Here is a 26,831-nt window from a genome sequence, read left to right as displayed (position 1 = left end):
CCCGCCACACACGCCGCCGCGATCTCACCCTGCGAATGCCCCACCACCGCCGCCGGAACCACACCCAGCGAACGCCACAACTCCGCCAGCGACACCATCACCGCGAACAGCACCGGCTGCACCACATCCACCCGGTCCAGCGACGGCGCACCCTCCGCACCCCGCAACACATCCACCAACGACCAGTCGGTGAACTCCGCGAGCGCGGCGGCGCATTCGTGGACGCGGGCCGCGAAGGCGGGCGAGGCGTCCATCAGCCCGACCGCCATACCGGCCCACTGGGACCCCTGGCCCGGGAAGACGAACGCCGTCCTGTCCGCCGTGCCGGTGCCCTGGACCAGCTGGGCCGCCGCCTCGCCCCGGGCGAGCGCCGTCAGGCCACGGACGAAGTCCTCGCGGTCGGTGCCGATCACCGCCGCGCGCTGGTCGTGGCGGGCGCGGGTGGTGGCCAGGGAGTAGCCGACATCGGCCGGGCGGAGGTCCGGGTCGGCCTCCAGGTGGGCCAGCAGCCGTTCGGCCTGGGCGCGCAGCGCCGCCTCGCTCCGGCCGGACAGGACCCACGGCAGCACACCGGGCTCGGCGTCGGCGTCGGCGGCCGTGGGCCGCTCCGCCGGGGCCTGTTCGATGATGGTGTGCGCGTTGGTGCCGCTGATGCCGAACGAGGAGACGGCGGCGCGGCGGGGACGGCCCGTCTCGGGCCACGCCCGCTGCTCGGTCAGCAGCGACACCGCACCGGCCGTCCAGTCCACGTGCGGGGACGGCTCGTCCACGTGCAGGGTCCGGGGCAGTACGCCGTGTTCCATGGCCTTGACCATCTTGATGATCCCGGCGACACCGGCGGCGGCCTGAGTGTGGCCGAAGTTGGACTTCACCGAGCCCAGCCAGAGCGGCTCGTCGTCGGTGTGCTCCTGGCCGTAGGTGGCCAGCAGCGCCTGCGCCTCGATCGGGTCGCCCAGCGTCGTGCCGGTGCCGTGCGCCTCGACCACGTCCACCTCGGCCGCCGACAGCCGGGCGTTGGCCAGCGCCTGCCGGATGACCCGCTGCTGGGACGGGCCGTTGGGCGCCGTCAGACCGTTGGACGCGCCGTCCTGGTTGATCGCCGAGCCCCGCACGACCGCCAGCACCGGATGGCCGTTGCGCCGCGCGTCCGACAGCCGCTCCACCAGCAGGAGCCCCACGCCCTCGCCCCAGGCCGTGCCGTCGGCCGCGGCGGCGAACGGCTTGCAGCGGCCGTCGGTGGCCAGTCCGCGCTGCTTGCTGAAGGCCACGAAGGTGCCGGGGGTGGCCATCACGGTGACGCCGCCCGCGAGCGCGAGCGAGCATTCCCCGCTGCGCAGCGCCTGTACCGCCATGTGCAGGGTGACCAGCGACGACGAACACGCCGTGTCCACCGTGACCGCCGGGCCCTCCAGACCGAAGGTGTACGACACCCGGCCCGAGGCGACACTGCCGGAGCTGGCGGTGCCCATGTAGCCCTCGAGGCCGTCGGGGGCGCGGTGCAGCAAGGTGCCGTAGTCGTTGTACATGACGCCGGTGTAGACACCGGTCCGGCTGCCGCGCACGGTCGCGGGGTCGATCCCGGCCCGTTCGAACGCCTCCCAGGCGGTCTCCAGCAGCAGCCGCTGCTGCGGGTCCATGGCCAGCGCCTCACGGGGCGAGATCCCGAAGAAGACGGGGTCGAAGTGGTGGGCGTCGTGCAGGAACCCGCCGTTGCGGGCGTAGCTGGTGCCCTGCTGGTCGGGGTCGTCGTCGTAGAGCGACTCGATGTCCCAGCCGCGGTCGGTGGGCATGTCGGTGATGGCGTCGGTGCCCTCGACCACGAGCTTCCACAGGTCCTCGGGCGAGCTCACCCCGCCGGGGAACCGGCAGCTCATGGCCACGATGGCGATCGGCTCGTCATCGTCCGCCGCGGCGGCGGCCACGGGTGCGGCGGCGTCCTCCCGGCCGCCCTGGGCCTCGGCCCGCAGATACGCGGCGAGGGCGGCGGGCGTGGGGTAGTCGAAGATCAGCGTCGCGGGGAGCCGGACACCGCTGACCGCGGTCAGGCGGTTGCGCAGTTCGACGGCGGTCAGCGAGTCGAAGCCGACCTCGCTGAAGGCGCGCTGCGGCTCGACCGCTTCGGGCCCGGCGTGGCCGAGCACGGCCGCCACCTGCGCGCGGACCAGGCCGAGGACGATCGCCTCGGCCTCGGTGTCCGAGGCCCCGGCGAGCTGCTGCGCGAGCGCGCCGGACGCCGCCGCGGCGGCCCGCGCGGCGCGGCGCGGCGGGACGCGGACCAGTCCGCGGAAGAGCGGCGGCAGCATCCCGGCGCCCGCCTGCGCGCGGAGGGCGGCCAGGTCCAGCGGCATCGGGACCAGCAGCGCCTCGCCGGCGGCGTCCGCGAGGTCGAACAGCTCGCGGCCCTGGTCGGCGGTGAGGGCGGCGACGCCACCGCGCCGCAGCCGGTCCAGCTCCGCTTCGTCCAGTTCCCCGGCCATGCCGCCGGACCCGGCCCACAGGCCCCAGGCGAGGGAGGTGGCGGGCAGGCCCTGGGCGCGGCGGTACTGGGCGAGGGCGTCCAGGAAGGCGTTGGCCGCCGCGTAGTTGCCCTGGCCCGCGCCGCCGAACACACCGGCGGCCGAGGAGAACAGGACGAACGCCGACAGGTCCAGGTCCCGGGTCAGCTCGTGCAGGTGCCACGCCGCGTCCACCTTGGGCCGCGCCACCTTCTCCAGCCGCTCCGGCGTCAGCGAGCCGATGACCCCGTCGTCCAGCACCCCCGCGGTGTGGATCACGGCGGTCAGCGGGTGCTCGGCGGGGACGGAGGCGAGCACCCGGGCGAGGGCGTCCCGGTCCGCCACGTCGCAGGCGGCCCACCGCGCCTCGGCGCCCAGCCCGGCCAGTTCGGCGGTGAGTTCGGCGGCGCCGGGGGCCTGGTCGCCGCGGCGGCTGACCAGCAGCAGCCGCCGTACGCCGCGCTCGGTCACCAGGTGGCGGGCGAACAGCGCGCCCAGGGTGCCGGTCGCGCCGGTGATCAGGGTGGTGCCGTCCGCGTTCCACTCGGCGGCCCGGTGCTCCGCCGCCACGGTGGCGCGGGCCAGCCGGGGTGCCCTGACCGTGCCCTCCCGCACCGCGAGTTCCTGCTCGCCGGCCGCCAGCGCGGCCGGGAGGGCGGCGAGGGAGTCCGGGTGCCCGTCGAGGTCCACCAGGATGATCCGGCCGGGGTTCTCGGACTGGGCGGAGCGGACCAGACCGGTCGCGGTGGCCTGGGCCGGGTCGGTCACCGGGTCGTCGGCGGCGGTGGCCACCGCGCCCTGGGTGAGCAGGACCAGGGGGGTGTCCGCGAGGCGGTCCTCGGCCAGCCAGGCCCGCAGCAGGGCCAGGGTGTGACGGGCGGTCGCGTGCGCGGTGGCGGCCGGTGAGGCGTTCTCCCCCGGCGCCGTCCGCAGGGACGCGACCACGTGGTCCGGGCTCGCGGAGCCGGACCCGATCGCCTCGGCGAGCGCGGCCGGGTCCGGGTAGGCGGCGGTCCCGGCGCCGAGGCCGGGGGCGTCCGCGCCCATGACCGCCAGCCGGCCCCCGGCGGACGTCCCGGTGGCGACCGGGGTCCAGTCCACCCGGAACAGGGCGTCCGCCGCGTCCCCGCCGGGGCGGTCCGCGCCCAGCTGATCGGCGGAGACGGTGCGCAGCGCGAGCCGTTCCACCGAGGCCACCGGGGCGCCGGTCACATCGGCGAGCTGGAGGGACACCGTGCCGCCTCCGGCCGGTGCCAGCCGGACCCGTACGCTGTCCGCGCCCACCGAGTGGACGCGCACCCCGGTCCAGGAGAAGGGCAGCCCGCCCCGGCCCGGGGTCTCGGTCAGCTCGCTGAGCCCGATGGTGTGCAGGACGGCGTCCAGCAGCGCCGGGTGCAGTCCGAAGAGGGCGGCGCCGGGCTCGGTGCCCTCGGGGAGCGCGACCTCGGCGTAGACCTCGCCGTCGCCCCGCCAGGCGGCCCGCAGCCCCTGGAAGGCCGGGCCGTAGCCGAAGCCCGCCTCGGCCAGGCCCTCGTACAGCCCATCGGTCTCGATCCGCTCGGCGCCCGCGGGCGGCCAGGCGCCCGCCTGCCCCGGCGGCGCGGTCGCGGGCCCGCCCTCCGCGAGCACACCGGTGGCGTGCCGCAGCCACGGCTCGTCGTCACCGGCCCCGTCGGGGCGCGAGTGCAGGGCGAGGGTGCGGCGGCCGGTGTCGTCCTGGGCGCTCACCGCGACCTGGAGCCGGACCCCGCCCCGCTCGGGCAGGACCAGCGGGGCCTCCAGGGTGAGTTCCTCCACCAGATCGCAGCCGGCCTGGTCACCCGCGCGCACCGCCAGTTCCACGAACGCGGTGCCGGGCAGCAGCACCGAGCCCATGACGGTGTGGTCGGCCAGCCACGGGTGGGTGTCCAGCCCGAGCCGGCCGGTGAACAGGAAGCCCTCCGCGTCGGCCAGGGACACGGCGGCGCCGAGCAGCGGGTGGTCGGCGGAGCCGAGGCCGATCGAGGAGACGTCGCCGTGGGCGGTGCCCGCGTCCAGCCAGTAGTGCTCGCGCTGGAAGGCGTAGGTGGGCAGCTCGACGCGGTCCGCGCCGGTGCCCGCGTAGTACGCCTCCCAGTCGGGGACCGTGCCCCGGGTGTGCAGGGTGGCCAGGGCGGTGGTCAGGGTCTCGGCCTCGGGACGGCCGGCCCGCAGGGCGGGGACGAACGCCACGTGCCCGGTCTCGCCGGTCAGGCACTCCTGGCCGAGCGCGGAGAGCACACCGTCCGGGCCGAGTTCGAGGTAGGTGGTCACGCCCTGCGCCTCCATGGCGCGTATGCCGTCGAGGAAGCGCACGGCCTCGCGGACGTGGCGGACCCAGAACCCGGCGTCCGCGATCTCGGCGGCGGGCACGACGGAGCCGGTGAGGTGGGAGACCACCGGGATGGTGGGGGCCTGGTAGGTCAGGCTCTCGGCGACCTTGCGGAACGCCTCCAGCATCGGGTCCATCAGCGGCGAGTGGAAGGCGTGGCTGACGGTGAGCCGCTTGGTCTTGCGGCCCCGCTCCTCGAAGGACGCCGCGACCTCCAGCGCCGCGTCCTCGTCGCCCGCGATGACCATCGAGGCGGGCCCGTTGAGCGCGGCGATCGACACCCGCTCGGTCAGCAGCGGCGCCACCTCCTCCTCCGACGCCTGGACGGCGATCATCGCGCCGCCGCCCGGCAGCCGCTGCATCAGCCGGCCCCGGGCCGCCACCAGCAGGGCGGCGTCGTCGAGCGAGAGCACGCCCGCGACGTGCGCGGCGGCGATCTCGCCGATGGAGTGGCCGGAGACCAGGTCGGGCTTCAGGCCCCACGACTCGACGAGGCGGTACAGCGCCACTTCGAGGGCGAACAGCGCGGGCTGGGTGAAGCCGGTCCGGTCCAGCTCCTCGGCGTCGTCCCCGAACAGCACCTCCTTCAGCGGCCGTTCCAGGCGCGGGTCGAGCGCGGCGCATACCGCGTCCAGCGCCTCCGCGAACACCGGATACGCGTCGTACAGCTCACGTCCCATGCCGAGCCGCTGGCTGCCCTGGCCGGTGAAGAGGAACGCCAGCTTGCCCCGGGTCTCCACGCCCCGGACCACTCCGGCGGCGGGCTCTCCGGCGGCGAGCGCGGCGAGGCGGTCCAGGAAGGTGTCGCGGTCGCCGGCGACGACGGCCGCCCGGTTCTCCAGGGCGGCGCGGGTGGTGGCCAGGGAGCGGCCGATGGACACCGGGTCCAGCTCGGGGCGTTCGGACACATGGGCGTGGAGCCGGGCGGCCTGGGCGCGCAGCGCGTCCTCGCCCCGGCCGGACACCACCCAGGGCAGCAGGGGGAGGGTGCGGGGCGCCACCGTCCGGCCGGCGGCGGGGGGAGCGTCGGCGGCGGGGGCGGTCTCCTGGCCGCCGGTGGCCTCCTCCGCCGGGGCCTGCTCGATGATCAGGTGGGCGTTGGTGCCGCTGATGCCGAACGAGGAGACGGCGGCGCGGCGCGGCCGGCCGGTCTCCGGCCAGGGCCGGCCCTCGGTCAGCAGCGACACGGCCCCGGCCGACCAGTCGATATGCGGCGACGGCTCGTCGATGTGCAGGGACTTCGGCACGTAGCCGTGCTCGATGGCCTTGACCATCTTGATGATCCCGGCGACACCGGCGGCGGCCTGGGTGTGGCCGACGTTGGACTTGATGGAGCCCAGCAGCAGCGGCTGCTCCGCGCTCTTCTCCTTGCCGTAGGTGGCCAGCAGCGCCTGCGCCTCGATCGGGTCGCCCAGCGTCGTCCCCGTCCCGTGCGCCTCGACCACGTCGATCTGGTCGGCGGTCAGCCGGGCGCTGGCCAGCGCCTGGCGGATGACGCGCTGCTGGGACGGGCCGTTGGGCGCGGTCAGACCGTTGGACGCGCCGTCCTGGTTGACGGCCGAGCCGCGCACGACCGCCAGCACCGGATGGCCGTTGCGGCGGGCGTCGGACAGCCGCTCCACCAGCAGCATGCCCGCGCCCTCGGACCAGCCGGTGCCGTCGGCCGCCGCCGCGAACGACTTGCAGCGGCCGTCGAAGGACAGTCCGCGCTGGCGGCTGAACTCGGTGAAGGTGCCGGGGGTGGACATCACGGTGACACCGCCGGCGAGCGCCAGCGAGCATTCGCCGCCCCGCAGCGCCTGCATGGCCAGGTGCAGGGTGACCAGCGACGAGGAGCACGCCGTGTCGACGGTGAGCGCGGGGCCCTCCAGGCCGAAGGTGTACGCCACCCGGCCGGAGGCGATGCTGCTGGAGCCGCCGGTGCCGAGGTAGCCCTCGACACCGGGCGGCACGGCGCGCAGCCGCGAGGCGTAGTCGTGGTACATGACGCCCGCGAAGACACCGGTGCGGGTGCCGCGTACCGAGGTGGCGTCGATGCCCGCCCGCTCGAACACCTCCCAGGTGGTCTCCAGCAGCAGCCGCTGCTGCGGGTCCATCGCGAGCGCCTCGCGCGGGCTGATGCCGAAGAACGCCGGGTCGAAGTAGTTGGCGTCGTGGAGGAAACCGCCCTCCCGGACGTAGCTGGTGCCCGCGCCGTCCGGGTTGTCGTCGAAGAGCCGCCCGATGTCCCAGCCGCGGTCGGTGGGGAACTCGGAAATGCCGTCCCCGCCCTCGGACACCAGCCGCCACAGGTCCTCGGGCGAGCTGACACCGCCCGGATAGCGGCAGCTCATCCCGACGATCGCGATGGGCTCCTGGTCCTCCGACTCCACCTCCTGGAGGCGGCGCCGGGTCTCGTGCAGGTCGGCGGTCACCCGCTTGAGAAAGTAGCGGAGCTTTTCCTCATTCATACGTGCGTTTCCCTCTCGAGGAATCCGGAAGGTCGGGTCACTTCACGCCGGCCACGGTCACTTCAGGAGATCCCGAATTCCTTGCCGATGAAGTCGAAGAGGTCGTCGTCCGTGGCGGACTCCAGCTCCTCGGCGACTCCGGCGCCGTCTTCCGGTCCTCGGTCGTCATTCCATTGCGCGAGCAGCGCCTGCAGCCGCGCGGTGATCCTGCTCCGGCCCTCGTCGTCCGGAACGGCTCCGGCCAGGGACTTCTCCAGCCCGTCCAGCTCCGCGAGCAGCGAGGTGACCGCCGTCGCGTCGTCCGGCAGGACCTCGCCCCGGAGGTACTCGACCAGTGCGTTCGGTGTCGGGTAGTCGAAGACCAGCGTCGCCGGGAGCCGGACTCCGGTGGTCGCGTTCAGGCGGTTGCGCAGCTCGACCGCGGTGAGCGAGTCGAAGCCGACCTCGCTGAACGAGCGGGCCGGGTCGACCGTCTCCGGGCCCGGGAAGCCGAGGACGGCCGCCACCTGGGCGCACACCAGCTCCAGCAGCACCTCCTCGCGCTCCGGCCCGGAGAGCCCGGCGAGCCGCTCCCGCAGCGCCTCGGCACCGGCCGCGGCGTCCGCCGCGGACTCGGCCGCCCGGCTGACGGGGGCCCGCACCAGACCGCGGAAGAGCGCGGGCAGCATGCCGCTCCCCGCCTGTGCCCGCAGCGCGGCCATGTCCAGCGGCAGCGGCACCAGCAGCGCCTCGTCCGCGCCCTGGGCGGCGTCGAACAGCTCCAGGCCGCTCTCGGCGTCGAGCACCCCGACGCCACCGCGCCGGATCCGGCCGATCTCCGCCTCGTCCAGTTCACCGCCCATGCCGCCGGCCACCGACCACAGCCCCCAGGCGAGGGAGGTGGCGGGCAGGCCCTGGGCACGGCGGTACTGGGCGAGGGCGTCCAGGAAGGCGTTGGCCGCCGCGTAGTTGCCCTGACCCGCGCCGCCGAACACACCGGCGGCCGAGGAGAACAGGATGAACGCCGACAGGTCCAGGTCGCGGGTCAGCTCGTGCAGGTGCCATGCGGCGTCGGCCTTCGGACGCGCCACGGTGGCCAGCCGCTCGGGGGTCAGCGAGCCGATCACGCCGTCGTCCAGCACACCGGCGGTGTGGACCACGGCGGTCAGCGGGCGGTCGGCGGGGACGGAGGCGATGACCCGGGCCAGCGCGTCCCGGTCGGCCGCGTCGCAGGCGGCCCAGACCACCACGGCCCCCAGCTCGTTCAGCTCGGCGGTGAGTTCCAGGGCACCCGGGGCCCGCTCGCCCCGGCGGCTGACCAGCAGCAGCCGCCGCACACCGTGCTCGGCCACCAGGTGCCGGGCCACCAGCCCGCCCAGGGTGCCGGTGGCGCCGGTGATCAGGACGGTGCCGTCGGGGGCGAACGCGGGGGTCTCCCGGTCCGCGGCCACGGCGGCCCGGGCCAGCCGCGGCGCCCGGACGACGCCGTCGCGCACGGCCACCTGCGGTTCGCCGGCGGCCAGGGCGGCGGCCACGGTGTCCCGCACCTCGCCCTTGCCGTCGATGTCCACCAGGACGATCCGGTCCGGGTTCTCCGCCTGCGCGGAGCGCACCAGGCCCAGCGCCATGGAGGTGGACAGGTGCAGGCTCTGCTCACCGGGCTCGGTGACGACCGTACGGGAGGTGAGGACGACGAGCCGGGCGTCGGCGAACCGCTCGTCGGCCAGCCAGTCCCGCACCACCCGCAGGACGTCGGCGGTCACCCGCGGGTCCGGCGTGGTGGCCGTCCGCGTACCGTCACCGGGCCGCGCGCCGGGCACGTAGAACACGTACTCCGGTGCCTCGGTGCCCGCCTCGACCGCCGCGCCCAGCGCGGCCAGGTCGGGGTGGGCGGTGAGGCCCAGGGCGGACGAGCCCACGACCGCCCAGCGGTCCGGCGACACCTCGCCGGAGGGCGCCGCCACCGGCACCCAGTCCAGCCGGAAGAGGGAGTCGGACGCGCCGCCCGGACGGGCCGCGCCGAGCTGGTCGGGGGAGACCGTGCGCAGCGCCAGGCCCTCGACCGACGCCACCGGGGCGCCCGTCACATCGGCCAGCTCCAGCGACACGGTGCCGGTGGCCGTGCCGGCCAGCCGCACCCGCAGCGCCGAGGCGCCGACGGCGTGCAGCGACACCCCGGTCCAGGAGAACGGCAACCGGCCCTGGCCGCCGCCCTGTCCGGCCGGCTGGAGGCCGAGCGCGTGCAGCGCGGCGTCCAGCAGCGCGGGGTGCAGCCCGAACGCGGCGGCGTCGGACTTCCGGTCCTCCGGCAGCCGCACCTCGGCGAACACCTCGTCGCCCCGCCGCCAGGCGGCGTGCAGGCCCTGGAAGACCGGGCCGTAAGCGAAGCCCGATCCGGCCAGGCCCTCGTACAACCCCTCGACCTCGATCTTCTCGGCGTCGGCGGGCGGCCAGGCACCCAGGTCGAACGTCGGCGCCGCGCCGTCCGCCGCCACCAGCGCGCCGGTGGCGTGGCGCAGCCACGGCTCGTCGGCCGGGGCGCCCTCCGCGCGGGAGTGCAGGGTCAGCGCCCGGCGGCCGGTGTCGTCGGGGGCGGTGAGCGTGAGCCGCAGCTGGACAGCGCCCTGCTCGGGCACGATCAGCGGCGCCTCCAGGGTCAGTTCGTCCAGCCGGTCGCAGCCCGCGTGGTCCCCGGCGCGCAGCGCCAGCTCCACGAACGCGGTGCCGGGCAGCAGCACCGTGCCCATGACGGCGTGGTCGGCCAGCCACGGCTGGGTCTGGAGGGAGAGCCGTCCGGTGAAGGCGAGGCCGCCGGTGTCGGGCAGCTCCACGGCGGCGCCCAGCAGCGGATGGCCCGCCGCGTGCAGGCCGATCGCGGTGGCGTCACCGCCGGCCGGCCCGGCGTCCAGCCAGAACGAGCGGCGCTGGAAGGCGTACGTGGGCAGTTCGACCCGCCGCGGCGCGTACGGGGCGAACAGCGCCGCGAAGTCCACGGCGGCGCCCCGGACATGGGCGGTGCCGACCGCCGTGAGCAGCGTCTCGGCCTCCGGCCGGCCGGTGCGCAGGGCGGCGGCGAAGGAGCCGCCGTCCCCGGTGACGCAGTCCTGCGCCATCGCGGTCAGCACCCCGTCCGGGCCCAGTTCGACATAGGTGGTGACGCCCTGGGCCTCCAGTGCCCGCACCCCGTCCAGGAAGCGCACGGCCTCCCGGACGTGGCGGACCCAGAAGTCGGCGGTGGTGATCTCCTCGGCGGCGACCACGGCACCGGTGAGGTTGGAGACGATGGGGATGCGCGGGGCCTGGTAGGCCAGCCCCTCGGCCACCTCGCGGAAGGCGTCCAGCATGCCGTCCATGTGGGGCGAGTGGAAGGCGTGGCTGACGGTGAGCCGCTTGGTCTTGCGGCCCCGCTCCTCGAAGGACGCCGCGATCTCCAGCGCCGCGTCCTCGTCGCCCGCGACCACGACCGAGGCGGGGCCGTTGACGGCCGCGATGCTCACCCGCTTGCCCAGCCGCGGGGTCACCTCCTCCTCGGACGCCTGGACGGCGATCATCGCGCCGCCGGCCGGCAGCCGCTGCATCAGCCGGCCGCGGGCGGCCACCAGCGTCGCCGCGTCGGAAAGGGACAGCACACCGGCCACATGCGCGGCGGCCAGCTCGCCGATGGAGTGGCCGGACAGGAGGTCCGGCTTCAGGCCCCAGGTCTCGACCAGCCGGTACAGCGCCACTTCGAGGGCGAACAGCGCGGGCTGGGTGAAGCCGGTCCGGTCCAGCTCCTCGGCGTCGTCCCCGAACAGCACCTCCTTCAGCGGCCGTTCGAGGTGCGGGTCCAGCGCGGCGCACACCGCGTCCAGCGCCTCGGCGAACGCCGGGTAGGCGTCGTACAGCTCACGGCCCATGCCGAGCCGCTGGCTGCCCTGCCCGGTGAACAGGAACGCCACCTTGCCGCCCTCGGCCACCGCGCCCTCGACCAGCCCGGTGGCGGCGCGGCCCTCGGCGAGGGCGTCCAGACCGGCCAGGAAGGCGTCCCGGTCCCGGGCGACCAGCGCCGCCCGGTGCTCGAAGGACACCCGGGAGGTGGCCAGGGAGTGGCCGAGGTCGGCGAGGGGCAGCTCGGGGTGGCCCGCCACATGAGCCCGGAGCCGGGCGCCCTGGGCGCGCAGCGCCTCGGGCGTCCTGGCGGACAGCGTCCACGGCAGCGCGGACGGCTCAGCGGCCGGGGCCGGGGGAACCGCCGCCGGTTCGGGCTCGGGCGCCTGCTCGATGATGGCGTGCGCGTTGGTACCGCTCATGCCGAAGGAGGAGACACCGGCCCGGCGCGGACGCCCGGTCTCCGGCCACTCCCGCGCCTCGCTCAGCAGCGACACCGCACCCGCCGCCCAGTCCACATGCGGCGACGGCTCATCGATGTGCAACGACTTCGGCAACACACCATGCCGCATCGCCAGCACCATCTTGATGATGCCCGCCACACCCGCCGCCGCCTGCGTATGACCGAAGTTCGACTTGATCGACCCCAGCCACAACGGCTGGTCCTCGGTCTTCTCCTTGCCGTACGTGGCCAGCAGCGCCTGCGCCTCGATCGGATCACCCAGCGTCGTCCCCGTACCGTGCGCCTCCACCGCGTCCACCTCGGACGCCGACAGACCCGCGTTCGCCAGCGCCTGCCGGATCACCCGCTGCTGCGACGGACCATTCGGCGCCGTCAACCCATTCGACGCACCATCCTGGTTCACCGCCGTACCCCGCACCACCGCCAGCACCGGATGACCGTTGCGCCGCGCGTCCGACAGCCGCTCCACCAGCAGCATGCCCACACCCTCGCCCCAAGCCGTGCCGTCGGCGGCCGCGGCGAACGGCTTGCAGCGGCCGTTCCTGGCCAGTCCGCGCTGGCGGCTGAACTCGGTGAACACATCGGGGGTGGTGATGATGGTGACGCCGCCCGCGAGCGCCATGGTGCACTCGCCACCTCGCAGCGCCTGCGCCGCCAGGTGCAGCGCCACCAGCGACGACGAGCACGCCGTGTCGACCGTGACGGCCGGGCCCTCGAAGCCGAAGGTGTACGCCACCCGGCCGGAGGCGATGCTGCTGGAGCCGCCGGTGCCGAGGTAGCCCTCGACGCCCTCGGGGACGGTGTGCAGCCGCGACACGTAGTCGTTGTGCATCTGGCCGACGAACACGCCGACCTGCTTGCCGCGCAGCGCGCCCGGGTCCAGGCCCGCCCGCTCGAAGGACTCCCAGGTGGTCTCCAGCAGCAGCCGCTGCTGGGGGTCCATGGCCAGCGCCTCGCGCGGATTGATGCCGAAGAACGCCGGGTCGAAGTGGTGGGCGTCGTAGAAGAAGCCGCCCTCGCGGGCGTAGGAGGTGCCGGGCCGGTCCGGGTCCGGGTCGTAGAACGCCTCCAGGTCCCAGCCCCGGTCCTCCGGGAGCCGGGCGATTCCGTCCCGGCCCTCGGCCAGCAGCTCCCACAGGTCCTCGGGGGTGCGCACGTCCCCGGGGAAGCGGCAGCTCATCGCGATGATCGCGATCGGGTCGTCCTCGTCGGGCGCGGCCCCCGCCGGACCCTCCGCCCGCGCGGGCACGGCCGCCGCCTCGGAGCCGAGCAGCTCCTCCAGCAGGTATCCGGCGAGCGCGGTGGGCGTGGGGTAGTCGAAGACCAGCGTGGCGGGCAGCCGCAGCCCGGCCGCGCCGCCGAGGCGGTTGCGGAACTCCACCGCCGTCAGCGAGTCGAAGCCGAGGTCCTTGAAGGCCCGGCCCGCCTCCACCGCGTCGGGCGAGTCGTGGCCGAGCACCACCGCCACCTGGGCGCGCACCAGCTCCAGCAGGGTCTGCTCCCGCTCGGCCGGGTCCAGCCGGACCAGCCGCTCCACCAGCGAGGCGCCGTCCCCGTCCGCACCGGACTCGGCGGTACGGCGGGCCGTACCGCCGCGCACCAGGCCGCGCAGCAGCGGCGGCACCATCTCGATGGGCGCCCCGGTCATCGGCGCCAGGTCCAGCTGCATGGGCACCAGGAACGCGTCGCCCACCTCCTGGGCGGCGTCGAACAGCGCCAGGCCCTCGGCCGAGGACAGTCCCAGCACACCGGAGCGGGTCATCCGGGACTTGTCGGTGGCCTCCAGCTCACCGGTCATCCCGCTGGCCTCGGCCCACAGGCCCCAGGCCAGCGAGGTGGCGGCGAGACCCTGGGCCTGGCGGTGGCGGGCCAGGGCGTCCAGGAAGGAGTTGGCCGCCGCGTAGTTGGCCTGGCCGGGGCCGCCGAACGTCCCGGCCGCCGAGGAGAACAGCACGAACGCGGCCAGGTCCTGGTCGCGGGTCAGCTCGTGCAGATTGACCGCCGCGTCCACCTTGGGCCGCAGCACCTTCTCCAGCCGCTCCGGCGTCAGCGAGCCGATCACCCCGTCGTCCAGCACACCGGCGGTGTGCACGACGGCGGTCAGCGGATGCCCGGCGGGGATACCGGCCAGGACGGCGGCGAGCGCGTCCCGGTCGGCCGCGTCACAGGCGGCGATGGTCACCTCGGCGCCCAGCGCGCGCAGCTCGGCGGCGAGTTCGGCCGCGCCCGCGGCCTGCTCACCGCGCCGGCTGGTGAGCACCAGACGGCGGGCGCCGCGCTCGGTCACCGCATGCCGGGCGACCAGGCCGCCCAGGGTGCCGGTGCCACCGGTGATCAGCACCGTGCCGTCCGGGTTCCACGGGGCGGGCACGGTCAGCACGACCTTGCCGATGTGGCGGGCCTGGCTGAGGTAGCGGAACGCGTCCGGGGCCTGCCGCAGATCCCATGCGGTGATCGGCAGCGCCCGCAGCGCGCCCTGCCGGAACAGCTCCAGCAGCTCGCACAGCATCTCCTGGATGCGGTCCAGGCCCGCCTCGGTCAGGTCGAACGCCTGGTAGGAGACGCCGGGGTAGGCGGCGGCGACCTCCTCCGGCACCCGGACGTCGGTCTTGCCCATCTCCACGAACCGGCCGCCGCGCGGCAGCAGCCGCAGCGACGCGTCCACGAACTCCCGGGCCAGCGAGTCCAGCACCACATCGACCCCGCGACCGCCGCTGGCCGCGCGGAACGTCTCCTCGAAGGCCAGGTCGCGGGAGGAGGCGATCCGGTCGTCGGCCAGCCCCAGCGCGCGCAGCGTGTCCCATTTGCCCCGGCTGGCGGTGGCGTAGACGTCCACCCCCCAGTGGCGGGCCAGCTGCACGGCGGCCATGCCGACACCACCGGCGGCGGCGTGCACCAGCAGCGACTCCCCGCCCTGGAGGTCGGCCAGGTCGCGCAGCGCGTAGTAGGCCGTCATGAAGACGATCGGCACGGACGCGGCCTGGGCGAACGACCACCCCTCCGGCATCGGCACGATCATCCGGCGGTCCACGACCACCAGCGGCCCGAAGCCGCCCGGCAGCATGCCCATCACCCGGTCGCCGGGCGCCAGATCGGTGACCCCCGGGCCGGTCTCCAGGACGACACCGGCACCCTCACTGCCCATCAGGCCCGCGTCACCGGGGTACATGCCGAGCGCGTTGAGCACATCGCGGAAGTTCACCCCGGCGGCGCGGACCGCGACCCGCACCTGCCCCGCCTCCAGCGGCGCGGCGGCCTCCGGGGCGGGCAGCAGCGTGAGGTTCTCCAGGGTGCCCTTGTCCTGGATGTCCAGCCGCCAGGCCGGTTCACCGGGCGGCGGCACCATGGGCCCGGTGGCGGCCGTCCGCGCCAGCCGGGGGGCGTGCACCGCGCCCCGGCGCAGCACGAACTGCGGCTCACCGGAGGCGAGCGCGGCGCCCAGCGCCTCGTAGGACGCGTCGGCGCCGTCGAGGTCCACCAGCACCAGCCGGTCCGGGTTCTCCGACTGCGCCGAGCGCACCAGACCCCACACCGGGGCGTGCGCCAGGTCGTGCGTCCCGGCGTCCCCCGCGGTGGCCACCGCGCCGCGGGTGACCAGCACCAGCCGGGACGCCGCGAACCGCTCGTCGGCCAGCCACGTCCGGACCAGCGCCAGCGCCCGCTGGGTGGCGGCGTGCACGGCGGCGGTCACCCCGTCACCGGCGGCGCCGCGCGGGTCGTCACCGGTGGCGCCGCGCGGGTCGAGGTACGCCAGGACGTACCCGGGCGCGTCCCCGGCCGCGGCCAGCGCGTCCAGATCGGCGTGGACGGCCGCACCCGAGGTCAGCGGGGCGGGCGCGCCCTCGCCGAGCACCGTCCAGGACACGGCCGGGCTCTCGGTGGACAGCGGCACGGTGGCCCAGTCCAGCCGGTACAGCGACTCGTGGTACGCGGCGGCCCGGCCCTCGGCGAGCTGCCCGGCCGAGACCGGGCGCAGCGCCAGCTGCTCGACCGAGGCCACCGGGGCGCCGGTTCCGTCGGCCAGCTCCAGCGCCACGCCATCGGCCCCGGCCGGGGTCAGCCGGACCCGGAGCGTGTCGGCGCCGACCGCGTGCAGCGACACCCCGTTCCAGGAGAACGGCAGCCGCCCCTGCTCGTCCCCGCCCGCGCGGGCGAACGTGCTGTGCAGCGCGGCGTCCAGCAGCGCGGGGTGCAGCCCGAACGCGGCGGCGTCGGACTTCCGGTCCTCCGGCAGCCGCACCTCGGCGAACACCTCGTCGCCGCGCAGCCACGCCTGCTGAAGCCCCTGGAACACCGGGCCGTACCCGAAACCGCCCTGCGCCAGGTGGTCGTAGAGCCCCTCGATGTCCGCGGGCTCGGCGCCCGGCGGCGGCCACGCCGTCAGATCGAACGAGGGCCGCGGGACGGCGACCACCAGCACACCGCTCGCATGCCGGATCCACGGCACCTCGGCCGGGGCGTCCTGCGCCCGCGAGTACAGCTCCAGCGTGCGGTGCCCGTCCGGCCGCGGGGCGCCGACGACGAGCTGGAGCTGGACCGCCCCACGTTCGGGCAGCACCAGCGGCGCCTCGATGGTCAGCTCGTCCAGCCGGTCGCAGCCCACCTGGTCACCGGCGCGGATGGCCAGCTCGACGAAGGCGGTGCCGGGCAGCAGGACGGTGCCCATGACGGCGTGGTCGGCCAGCCACGGGTGGCTCTCCAGGGAGAGCCTGCCGGTGAACAGGAAGCCGTCGGAGTCCGCCAGCGGCACGGCAGCGCCCAGCAGCGGATGGTCGGCCCGGTCCAGGCCCGCCGACTCCACGTCGCCCACGAAACCCGCGGGGGACGTCAGCCAGAACCGGCGGTGCTGGAAGGCGTAGGTGGGCAGCTCGACGCGGTGCGCGCCGGTCCCGGCGAAGTACGCGGCCCAGTCCGGTGTGACACCGCGCACGTGCAGGGTGGCGAGGGCGGTGGTGACGGTCTCGGCCTCGGGGCGCCCGCCGCGCAGCGCGGCGGCGAAGCCCGCGGCCTCGGGGGCGTCGAGACACTCCTGGCCCATGGCGGACAGCACGCCGTCGGGGCCCAGTTCGAGGTAGGTGGTCACGCCCTGGGCTTCCAGGGTGCGGACACCGTCGAGGAAGCGCACGGCCTCGCGGACGTGGCGCACCCAGAAGTCCGGGGTGGTGATCTCCTCGGCGGACACGACGTCGCCGGTGAGGTTGGAGACGATCGGGATCTTCGGGGCCTCATACGTCAGCCCCTGCGCCACCTCACGGAACGCCTCCAGCATCCCGTCCATACGCGGGGAGTGGAACGCGTGGCTCACCGTCAGCCGCTTGGTCTTCCGGCCCTGCGACTCGAAGCCCGCCGCGATCTCCGACGCCGCGTCCTCATCACCCGCGATGACCACCGAGGAAGGCCCGTTGAGCGCGGCGATGCTCACGCCGTCGGTCAGCAGCGGCGCCACCTCGTCCTCCGACGCCTGCACCGCGACCATCGCGCCACCGGCCGGAAGCTCCTGCATGAGGCGCCCACGGGCGGCCACCAGCTTCGCCGCGTCGGAAAGGGACAGCACACCCGCCACATGCGCGGCGGCCAGTTCACCGATGGAGTGACCGGAGAGGAAGTCGGGCCGCAGCCCCCACGCCTCAACGAGACGGAACAACGCCACTTCGAGAGCGAACAACGCGGGCTGGGTAAACCCGGTCTGATCCAGCACCGACGCGTCATCCCCGAACAGCACGTCCCGCAGCGGCCGTTCCAGATGCGCGTCCAACTCCGCGCACACCGCGACCAGCGCCTCCGCGAACACCGGATACGCCTCGTACAGCTCACGGCCCATGCCGAGCCGCTGGCTGCCCTGACCGGTGAACAGGAACGCCACCTTGCCGCCCTCGGCCACCGCGCCCCGCACCAGCCCGGCCGCCGACTCACCCCGCGCCAGCGCCTCCAGACCCGCGACCAGCCCGGCCCGGTCCCCGCCGACGACCACCGCACGGTGGTCCAGGGCGGCGCGCGTGGTCGCGAGCGAGTAGCCCAGGTCCGTAAGCGACAGCTCCGGCCGCCGCTCCAGGTCGGCGAGCAGCCGCTCGGCCTGCGCCCGCAGCGCGTCAGCGGTCTTGCCGGACACCGCCCAGGACAGCACGGACGGCTGGGCCGCCGGGAGCGCGGGAGCCTCGGCCGGTTCGGGCTCGGGCGCCTGCTCGATGATGGCGTGCGCGTTGGTACCGCTGACGCCGAAGGAGGAGACACCGGCCCGGCGCGGACGCCCGGTCTCCGGCCACTCCCGCGCCTCGCTCAGCAGCGACACCGCACCCGCCGCCCAGTCCACATGCGGCGACGGCTCATCGATATGCAACGACTTCGGCAACACACCGTGCCGCATCGCCAGCACCATCTTGATGATGCCCGCCACACCCGCCGCCGCCTGCGTATGACCGAAGTTCGACTTGATCGACCCCAGCCACAACGGCTGGTCCTCGGTCTTCTCCTTGCCGTACGTGGCCAGCAGCGCCTGCGCCTCGATCGGATCACCCAGCGTCGTCCCCGTACCGTGCGCCTCCACCGCGTCCACCTCGGACGCCGACAGACCCGCATTCGCCAACGCCTGACGAATCACCCGCTGCTGCGACGGACCATTCGGCGCCGTCAACCCATTCGACGCACCATCCTGGTTCACCGCCGTACCCCGCACCACCGCCAGCACCGGATGACCGTTGCGCCGCGCGTCCGACAGCCGCTCCACCAGCAGCATGCCGACACCCTCGGCCCAGCCGGTGCCGTCCGCGTCCGCCGAGAAGGACTTGCAGCGGCCGCTGGCCGACAGACCGCCCTGGCGGCTGAAGTCGATGAAGGTGTCCGGGGTGGACATGACGGTGACACCGCCCGCGAGCGCCATGGTGCACTCGCCGTTGCGCAGCGCCTGCGCCGCCAGGTGCAGCGCCACCAGCGACGACGAACACGCCGTGTCGATGGTGACGGCCGGGCCCTCGAGCCCGAAGGTGTACGCGACCCGGCCGGAGGCGACACTGCCCGCCGTGCCGGTGCCGAGGTAGCCCTCCAGGCCGTCCGGCAGGGCGGTCAGCCGGGAGAGGTAGTCGTGGTACATGACGCCCGCGAAGACGCCGGTCTTGCTGCCGCGTACGGTCGCCGGGTCGATCCCGGCCCGTTCGAACGCCTCCCAGGAGGTCTCCAGCAGCAGCCGCTGGTGCGGGTCCATGGCGAGCGCCTCGCGCGGGTTGATCCCGAAGAAGTCCGGGTCGAACTCGCCCGCGTCGTAGAGGAACCCGCCCTCGACGGTGGCGCTGGTGCCCGCCTGCGCGGGGTCCTCGCCCAGCAGCCCGTCCAGCTGCCAGCCGCGGTCGGTGGGGAAGCCGGAGATGGCGTCCACCGAGTCGGTGACCAGCTGCCACAGCTCCTCGGGGCTGGTGACGCCGCCCGGGTAGCGGCAGCTCATGCCGACGATGGCGATGGGCTCGTCGTCGGCGGCGGCGACGGTGGTCGCGGGGGCCGCGGCGGCCTCGTCGGCCTGGTCCCCGAGGATCTCGGTGCGCAGGAAGCCGGCCAGCGCGGTCGGCGTCGGGTAGTCGAAGACGAGGGTGGCCGGGAGCCGTACGCCCGTGACGGCGCCGAGGCGGTTACGCAGCTCGACGGCGGTGAGCGAGTCGAAGCCCAGCTCCTTGAAGGCGCGGCCGGCGCCGACGGCCTCCGGGCCCGCGTAGCCGAGGACGGCGGCCACCTGGCCGCAGACGATCTCCAGCAGCAGCCGGTCGCGTTCGGGGACGGACAGGGCGAGGAGCCGGTCGGCGAGCCCGGCGGGGGCCGCGCCGCCGCCCGCCTCCACCACCCGGCGGCCGGGGGCCCGCACCAGGCCGCGCAGCAGCGCGGGGACCATGGTCGCGTCGGCGTGCCGCAGCGACGCCAGGTCCAGGTGCATCGGGACGAGCGCGGGGTCGCCCACGGCGAGGGCGGTGTCCAGGAGGGCCAGGCCCTCCTCGGAGGAGAGGGCGGCCACTCCGGCGCGGGTGATGCGCTGGATGTCGGTGTCGTCGAGGTCGCCGGTCATCCCGCTGCGCTCGGCCCACAGCCCCCAGGCGAGGGCGGTGGCGGGCAGCCCCTGGGCGCGGCGCCGGTGGGCGAGGGCGTCCAGGAAGGCGTTGGCGGCGGCGTAGTTGGCCTGGCCGGGGCCGCCGAGGGTGCCGGCGGCGGCGGAGAACAGCACGAACGCGGACAGGTCCAGCTCGCGGGTCAGCTCGTGCAGGTGCCACGCGGCGTCCACCTTGGGCGGCAGCACGCGGTCCACGCGCTCGGCGGTCAGCGAGCCGATGACGCCGTCGTCCAGCACACCGGCGGTGTGCACGACGGCGGTCAGCGGGTGTGCGGCCGGGACGGCGGCGAGCGCCTCGGCGAGCGCGGCGCGGTCGGCCACGTCGCAGGCGGTGAGGGTGACCTCGGCGCCCAGCTCACGCAGCTCGGCGACGAGTCCGGCGGCGCCGTGGGCGTCGGCGCCGCGCCTGCTGAGCAGCAGCAGGTGGCGGACGCCGTGCTCGGCCACCAGATGGCGGGCGACCAGCCCGCCGAGGATGCCGGTGGCGCCGGTGACCAGGGCGGTGCCCTCGGGGTCGAGTGCGGGGGCGGTCCGGCCGGGGTCGGCGGCGACCTTGGCCAGGCGCGGTACGACCACGGTCCCGGCGCGGAGCGCGAGCTGCGATTCGCCGGTGGCCAGGGCGGCGGACAGCATCCGGTACGACGCGTCGGTGCCGTCGAGGTCCGCCAGGACGAAGCGGTCCGGGTTCTCGGACTGCGCGGAGCGCAGCAGGCCCCACAGCGGGGCGTGGACCAGGTCCTCGGTGTCGGCGTGCGCGGCGGTGGCGACGGCGCCCCGGGTGGCGATCACCAGCCGGGAGCCCTCGAAGCGGGCGTCGGCGAGCCAGTTCTGGACCAGCTCCAGCGCGCGGTGCAGGGCCTGGCGCACGGCGGCCTCGACGGGAAGCCCGGTGCCGTCCGCGAGGAACGGGGCGACGACGGCCCGCGGCACCGGGGCCCCGGCGTCCACGGCCGCGCCGAGCGCGGCCAGGTCGGCGTACCCGGCGGCGGTGGGCAGCGCGGCGGCCAGCTCGGGGTGCCCGTCGCCCAGCACCGCCCACTGCCCGGCCACGACGGTGGTGGCGGCGGGAACCGGGGCGGGGGTCCACTCGACGCGGAACAGCGCCTCGTGGAAGGCGCCGCGCGCCGCGTGCACCTGGTCGGGCGAGACGGGGCGCAGCAGCAGCGAGTCGACGGAGGCGACGGGGGCGCCGCTCTCGTCCGTCACCAGCACCGCCACGGCGTCCTGGCCGGCGGGCGAGAGCCGGACGCGCAGCGTGGCGGCGCCGACCGCGTGGAGCCGGACACCGCTCCAGGAGAACGGGAGACGGCCGTGTTCGGTGTCCTGAAGGAGGGAGCCCATGCCCACCGCGTGCAGGGCCGCGTCCAGCAGCGCCGGGTGCAGCCCGAACAGGCCGGCCTCGGCGCGGGCGCTCTCCGGCAGCCGCACCTGCGCGTACACCTGGTCGCCGTGGACCCATGCGCCCGTCAGGCCCTGGAAGACCGGGCCGTAGGCGAATCCGGTCTCGGCCAGCCAGTCGTAGAGGCCGTCCACGGGGACCTCGGTGGCGCCGGGCGGCGGCCACGCGGTGAGGCTCTCGGGCAGGTCGGAGGGCGTGGTGGCGCCGGTGCCGAGCACACCGGTGGCGTGCCGGGTCCATTCGCCCTCGCCCCAGGTGCCGTCGGCGGCGTCCTCCAGGCGCGAGTGCAGGGTCAGCGAGCGGCGGCCGGTCTCGTCCGGCGCGCCCACGGACACCTGGATTTGGACGCCGCCCTGCGGCGGCAGCACCAGCGGGGCCTGGAGGGTGAGTTCCTCCAGGACGTCCGCGCCGACGTGGTCACCGGCGCGGACGGCCAGTTCGACGAAGGCGGTGCCGGGCAGCAGCACGGTGTCCATGACGGCGTGGTCGGCCAGCCACGGGTGGGTCTGGAGGGACAGCCGGCCGGTGAACAGGAATCCCGCGCCGTCGGCGAGCGACACGGCGGCGCCGAGCAGCGGGTGGTCGGCGGAGCCGAGTCCGGCGGCGGTGACGTCGCCGGTCCAGGGGCCGGGCGGCTCGGGCCAGTACAGCTCGCGCTGGAAGGCGTAGGTGGGCAGGTCGACGCGGCGGGCGCCGGAGCCCTTGAAGACCGCGGCCCAGTCGACGGCCACCCCGTGGACGTGGGCGCGGGCGAGCGCACCGGCCAGGGCGGTGGCCTCGGGGCGGTCGCCGCGCAGCACGGGGACGAACACGGCGCCGTCGCCGGTGACGCAGTCCTGCGCCATGGCGGAGAGCACCCCGTCGGGGCCCAGCTCCAGATACGTGGTGACTTCGTACTGTTCCAGCCGGCGGATGCCGTCGGTGAAGCGGACCGCCTCGCGGACGTGCCGGACCCAGTAGTCGGGCGAGCAGATCTCGTCGGCGGAGACCGAACCGCCGGTGAGGTTGGAGATGACGGGGATGACCGGCGGGGCGTAGGTCACCTGCCGCGCGACCTCGCGGAAGGCGTCCAGCATGCCGTCCATGCGGGGCGAGTGGAAGGCGTGGCTGACGGTGAGCCGCTTGGTCTTGCGGCCCCGTGCCTCGAAGGACGCCGCGATCTCGGCCGCCGCGTCCTCGTCACCCGCGATGACCACCGAGGTGGGCCCGTTGAGCGCGGCGATGCTGACCCGCTCGGTCAGCAGCGGCGCCACCTCGTCCTCGGACGCCTGGACCGCGATCATCGCGCCACCGGCGGGCAGCTCCTGCATCAGCCGGCCACGCGCGGCCACCAGCTTCGCCGCATCGGAAAGGGACAGCACACCCGCCACATGCGCGGCGGCCAGCTCACCGATCGAGTGGCCGACGAGGAAGTCGGGCTTCACGCCCCAGGTTTCCAGCAGCCGGAACAGCGCCACTTCGAGCGCGAACAGCGCGGGCTGGGTGTAGCCGGTCCGGTCCAGCGCCTCGGTGTCCTCGCCGAACATCACCTCGCGCAGCGGCCGCGGAAGGTGCTGGTCGAGCTCGGCGCACACCTCGTCCAGGGCGCGGGCGAAGGCCGGGACGGCCGCGTACAGCTCACGGCCCATCCCGGTGCGCTGGCTGCCCTGGCCGGTGAAGAGGAAGGCGACCTTGCCCTCGCCGACCTCGCCCCGGACCACCCCGCCCGCGGGGCCGTCCCCGGCCAGCTCGGCCAGGCCGCGCAGCACGTCGTCCCGGCCGCCCTCGCCCGCCAGGATCACGGCCCGGTGGTCCAGCGCGGCGCGGGTGGTGGCCAGCGCGTGGGCCAGGTCGACCAGGCCGAGGTCCGGGTCGTCCTGCACCCGGGCGGTGAGCCGCTCGGCCTGGGCGCGCAGCGCGGGCGCGCTCTGCCCGGAGACCAGCACCGGCACCAGACCGCCGAGCCCGGCCCACTCACCGGGCGCGGCGTCGTCGCCGGAGGGCTTGGGGTCGCGGTCCTCGGCGGGCGCCTGCTCGATGACGGTGTGCGCGTTGGTGCCGCTCACCCCGAAGGAGGAGATGCCCGCGCGGCGCGGCTGGCCGGTCTCCGGCCAGGGGATGTTCTCGGTGAGCAGGGAGACGGCGCCGGCCGTCCAGTCCACGTCCCGGGAGGGCGCGTCGACGTGCAGCGTCCTGGGCAGCACGCCGTGCTCGATGGCCTTGACCATCTTGATGATGCCGGCGACACCGGCCGCCGCCTGGGTGTGCCCGAAGTTGGACTTGATGGAGCCGAGCCACAGCGGGCGGCCCTCGGCCCGGTTCTGCCCGTAGGTGGCGAGCAGGGCCTGCGCCTCGATGGGATCGCCGAGGCTGGTGCCGGTGCCGTGCGCCTCGACGGCGTCCACCTGGGCCGGGGTGAGCCGGGCGTCGGTGAGCGCCTGGCGGATGACGCGCTGCTGGGACGGGCCGTTGGGGGCCGTGAGGCCGTTGCTCGCACCGTCCTGGTTGATGGCCGAGCCACGGACGATCGCCAGCACCGGATGGCCGTTCTTCCGCGCGTCCGACAGCCGCTCGACCAGCAGCATGCCGACGCCTTCGCCCCAGCCGGTGCCGTCCGCGCCGTCCGCGAACGCCTTGCAGCGGCCGTCGGGCGCGAGGCCGCGCTGCCGGCTGAAGTTGATGAACGCACGCGGGCTGTTCATCACCGTGACACCGCCGGTGAGCGCCAGCGAGCACTCGCCGTTGCGCAGCGACTGCACGGCCAGGTGCAGCGCCACCAGCGAGGCCGAGCACGCCGTGTCGACGGTGAGCGCCGGGCCCTCCAGACCGAAGGTGTAGGAGATGCGGCCGGAGATGACGCTGGCGGCGTTGCCGGTGAGCAGGTACTGCTCGACGCCCTGCGGCAGCCGGTGCATCAGCTCCGGGTAGTCCTGGCCGTTGGTGCCGACGAAGACACCGGCCTTGCTGCCGCGCAGCGTGGCCGGGTCGATCCCGGCCCGCTCGAACGCCTCCCAGGAGGTCTCCAGCAGCAGCCGCTGCTGCGGGTCCATGCCGAGGGTCTCGCGCGGGCTGATCCCGAAGAACGCGGCGTCGAACTCGCCCGCGCCGTCGAGGAACCCGCCCTTGTCGGTGTAGCTGGTGCCCTGCTGGTCGGGGTCGTCGTCGAAGAGCGACTCGACGTCCCAGCCACGGTCCGTGGGGAAGTCCGTGATGGCGTCGCCGCCCGCCGCCACGAGCTCCCACAGCTCCTCCGGAGACGTGACGCCTCCGGGGAACCGGCAGCTCATGCCGACGATCGCGATCGGCTCAGGCTCCTGCGACTCGACCTCGCGAAGACGCTGCCGCGTCTGGTGCAGATCGGCAGTTACCCGCTTGAGGTAGTCGAGGATCTTGTCCTGATCCGCCATTGGAGTCTCACCCATGCTTCTCGTCACAAACCTTGCGCCCGCGGACCCATCGATCCTTAGATTCCGAGTTCTTTGTCGATGAAGGCGAAGACCTCGTCGGGCGTCGCCTCCTGCAACTTCTCCGTCACGGTCCCGCCGTCGCCGTCGGCCGCCGCGGCATCGGCCGTACGGGGCTCCGCCCAGGTGGCCGCGAGGTCCCGCAGCCGGGCCGCGATGTCCTCCCGTGCCTCGGTGTCCGGGTCGAGGACGGACAGCGCGGACTCCAGCGCGTCGAGCTCCGCGAGCCCCGGGGCCGCGGCCGTGCCGCCGTCGCCCAGGATCCGGCCGCACAGGAACTCGGCGAGCGCCGCCGGGGTCGGGTAGTCGAAGACCAGCGTGGCGGGCAGCTTCTGCCCGGTGGCGGCGGTCAGCCGGTTGCGCAGCTCCAGCGCGATGAGCGAGTCGAAGCCCAGCTCCTTGAACGCCCGCCCCGCGCCGACCTCGTCGGTGGAGGGGTGGCCGAGCGCGGCGGCCGCGCTCGTCCGCACGATCTCCAGGACGACCAGGGACTGTTCGGCCCGGGAGATCCCGGCCAGCCGCGCCCGCAGCGCGTCCGCCGGGGACCCGTCCGCCGCCGCGCCGGGCTCACCGGCCGGGCCGCCCGTCGCCCGCAGCCGCCGGACCTCGGGCAGGTCGGCGATGAGCGGGCTGGGCCGGACCGCCGTGTAGCCGTGGGCGAAGCGGTCCCACTGGATGTCGGCGACGGCCACCACCGTGTCGTCGTGGTCCAGCGCCTGCCGCAGCGCGCTGATCGCCGCATGCGGCGCCATCGCCGGGACACCGCCCCGGTCCAGCCGCTCGCCGATGGCCCCGTCGGCGGCCAGCCCCGTCTCGCCCCAGCGGCCCCAGGCCACCGAGGTGGCGGGCAGCCCCTCGGCGCGGCGCCGCTCGGCCAGCGCGTCGAGATAGGCGTTGGCCGCCGCGTAGTTGCCCTGTCCGGCGTCGCCGAGGGTGCCCGCGATACCGGAGAACAGCACGAACGCGGACAGGTCCAGGCCGCGGGTCAGCTCGTGCAGATGGCGCGCCGCGTCGGCCTTGGGGCCGAGGACGGTCGCGAACCGCTCCGGGGTGAGCGCGTCCAGGACGCCGTCGTCCAGGACGCCCGCGGCGTGCACGACCGCGGTGAGCGGCTGGTCGGCCGGGATGGCGGCCAGCAGCGTCTCGACCGCCTTGCGGTCGGCCACGTCGCACGCGGCGACGGTGACCTGGGCGCCCAGCTCGGTCAGCTCGGCCCGCAGCTCCGCCGCGCCCGGCGCCTGGAGGCCACGGCGGCTGGTGAGCACCAGGTGCTCGGCGCCCTGACCGGCCAGCCACCGCGCCACATGGGCGCCCAGCGCGCCCGTACCACCGGTGACCAGCGTCGTACCGGACGGCCGCCACGACCGCACGGCGGGCGTGGCGGCCAGCGGGGCGTGTGCCAGCCTGCGGGCGAACACCCCCGCCGCGCGCACCGCGAGCTGGTCCTCGCCGCCGGTCCCGGCGAGCACCCCGGCGAGCCGGGTCAGCGCCCGCTCGTCGGGCTCCTGGGGCAGGTCCACCAGACCGCCCCAGCGCTCCGGGTACTCCAGCGCGGCGGTCCGGCCCAGGCCCCAGACCAGCGCCTGTTCGGGGGACTCCAGCGGGTCCGTACGGCCCACGGAGACCGCGCCCCGGGTGGCGCACCACAGCGGCGCGTCCACCCCGGCGTCGCCGAGGGCCTGGATCAGCGCGGCGGAACCGGCCAGCCCGGCGCCGACGCCATCGGTGCCGGGGGCGGTGCCCCCGTCGAAAGCGAGCAGCGACAGCACGCCCGAGACGGCTCCGGCGCCGGCCGACTCCGCGCGCACCAGGCGGGTCAGCGACTCGCGGTCCGCCTCCACGGCGGCCGGGGTGATCTGCGTGACGTCGGCGCCGCGTTCGGTGAGCGCCCGGACCGCGCCGAGCGTCCAGTCGTCGGTGGCGGCGGACTCGGGCACGACCAGCAGCCAGGTCCCGGACAGCCGCGGGGCTTGGGCGTCGGTCAGGGAGGTCCAGGTCACGCGGTAGCGCCAGCCGTCCACGACGGACCGCTCACGGGCCTGCCTGCGCCAGGACGCCAGGGCGGGCAGGACGGCGCCGAGCGAGGACCGCTCACCGTCGTCCTGGAACGCGAGGGTGTCGACCAGCGACTCCAGGTCCTCGCGCTCGACGGCCTCCCAGAAGCGGGCGTCGACGGCGTCGGACGGGGTGCCCGGCTCATCGGCCACCGTGTCGGAGCCCTGCGGCCAGTAGCGCTGGTGCTGGAAGGCGTACGTGGGCAGCTCGACGCGCTTGGCGCCCGTACCCTCGAACACCGCCT

3 protein-coding genes are annotated in these 26,831 nt (G+C 75.2%); all 3 read right to left on the bottom strand.

The features are described 5' to 3' along the window. Positions 1-7,295 (bottom strand): type I polyketide synthase (locus AXW62_RS19945; protein WP_159060920.1); only part of this gene is annotated, 7,295 nt, incomplete at its 3' end. 62 nt (positions 7,296-7,357) lie between these two features. Beyond that, complete coding sequence (locus AXW62_RS41170) at positions 7,358-24,475, bottom strand: type I polyketide synthase (RefSeq protein ID WP_079115702.1); 17,118 nt, start codon at positions 24,473-24,475, stop codon at positions 7,358-7,360. A gap of 56 nt (positions 24,476-24,531) precedes the next feature. Further along, positions 24,532-26,831: SDR family NAD(P)-dependent oxidoreductase (locus AXW62_RS19935; RefSeq protein WP_159060919.1), on the bottom strand; the 2,300-nt coding region annotated here is incomplete at its 5' end.

Source organism: Streptomyces hygroscopicus subsp. hygroscopicus (assembly GCF_001553455.1).
In the GTDB taxonomy this organism is placed as follows: Bacteria; Actinomycetota; Actinomycetes; order Streptomycetales; family Streptomycetaceae; genus Streptomyces; species Streptomyces hygroscopicus.
The sequence above is the reverse complement of the archived record's forward strand: the minus strand, read 5'-3'. Positions and strand labels throughout refer to the sequence as shown.

Coding starts and splice junctions, on each gene's coding strand:
- AXW62_RS41170 (WP_079115702.1), bottom strand. CDS start 24,475: ATGGCGGATCAGGACAAGATCCTCGACTACCTCAAGCGGGTAACTGCC.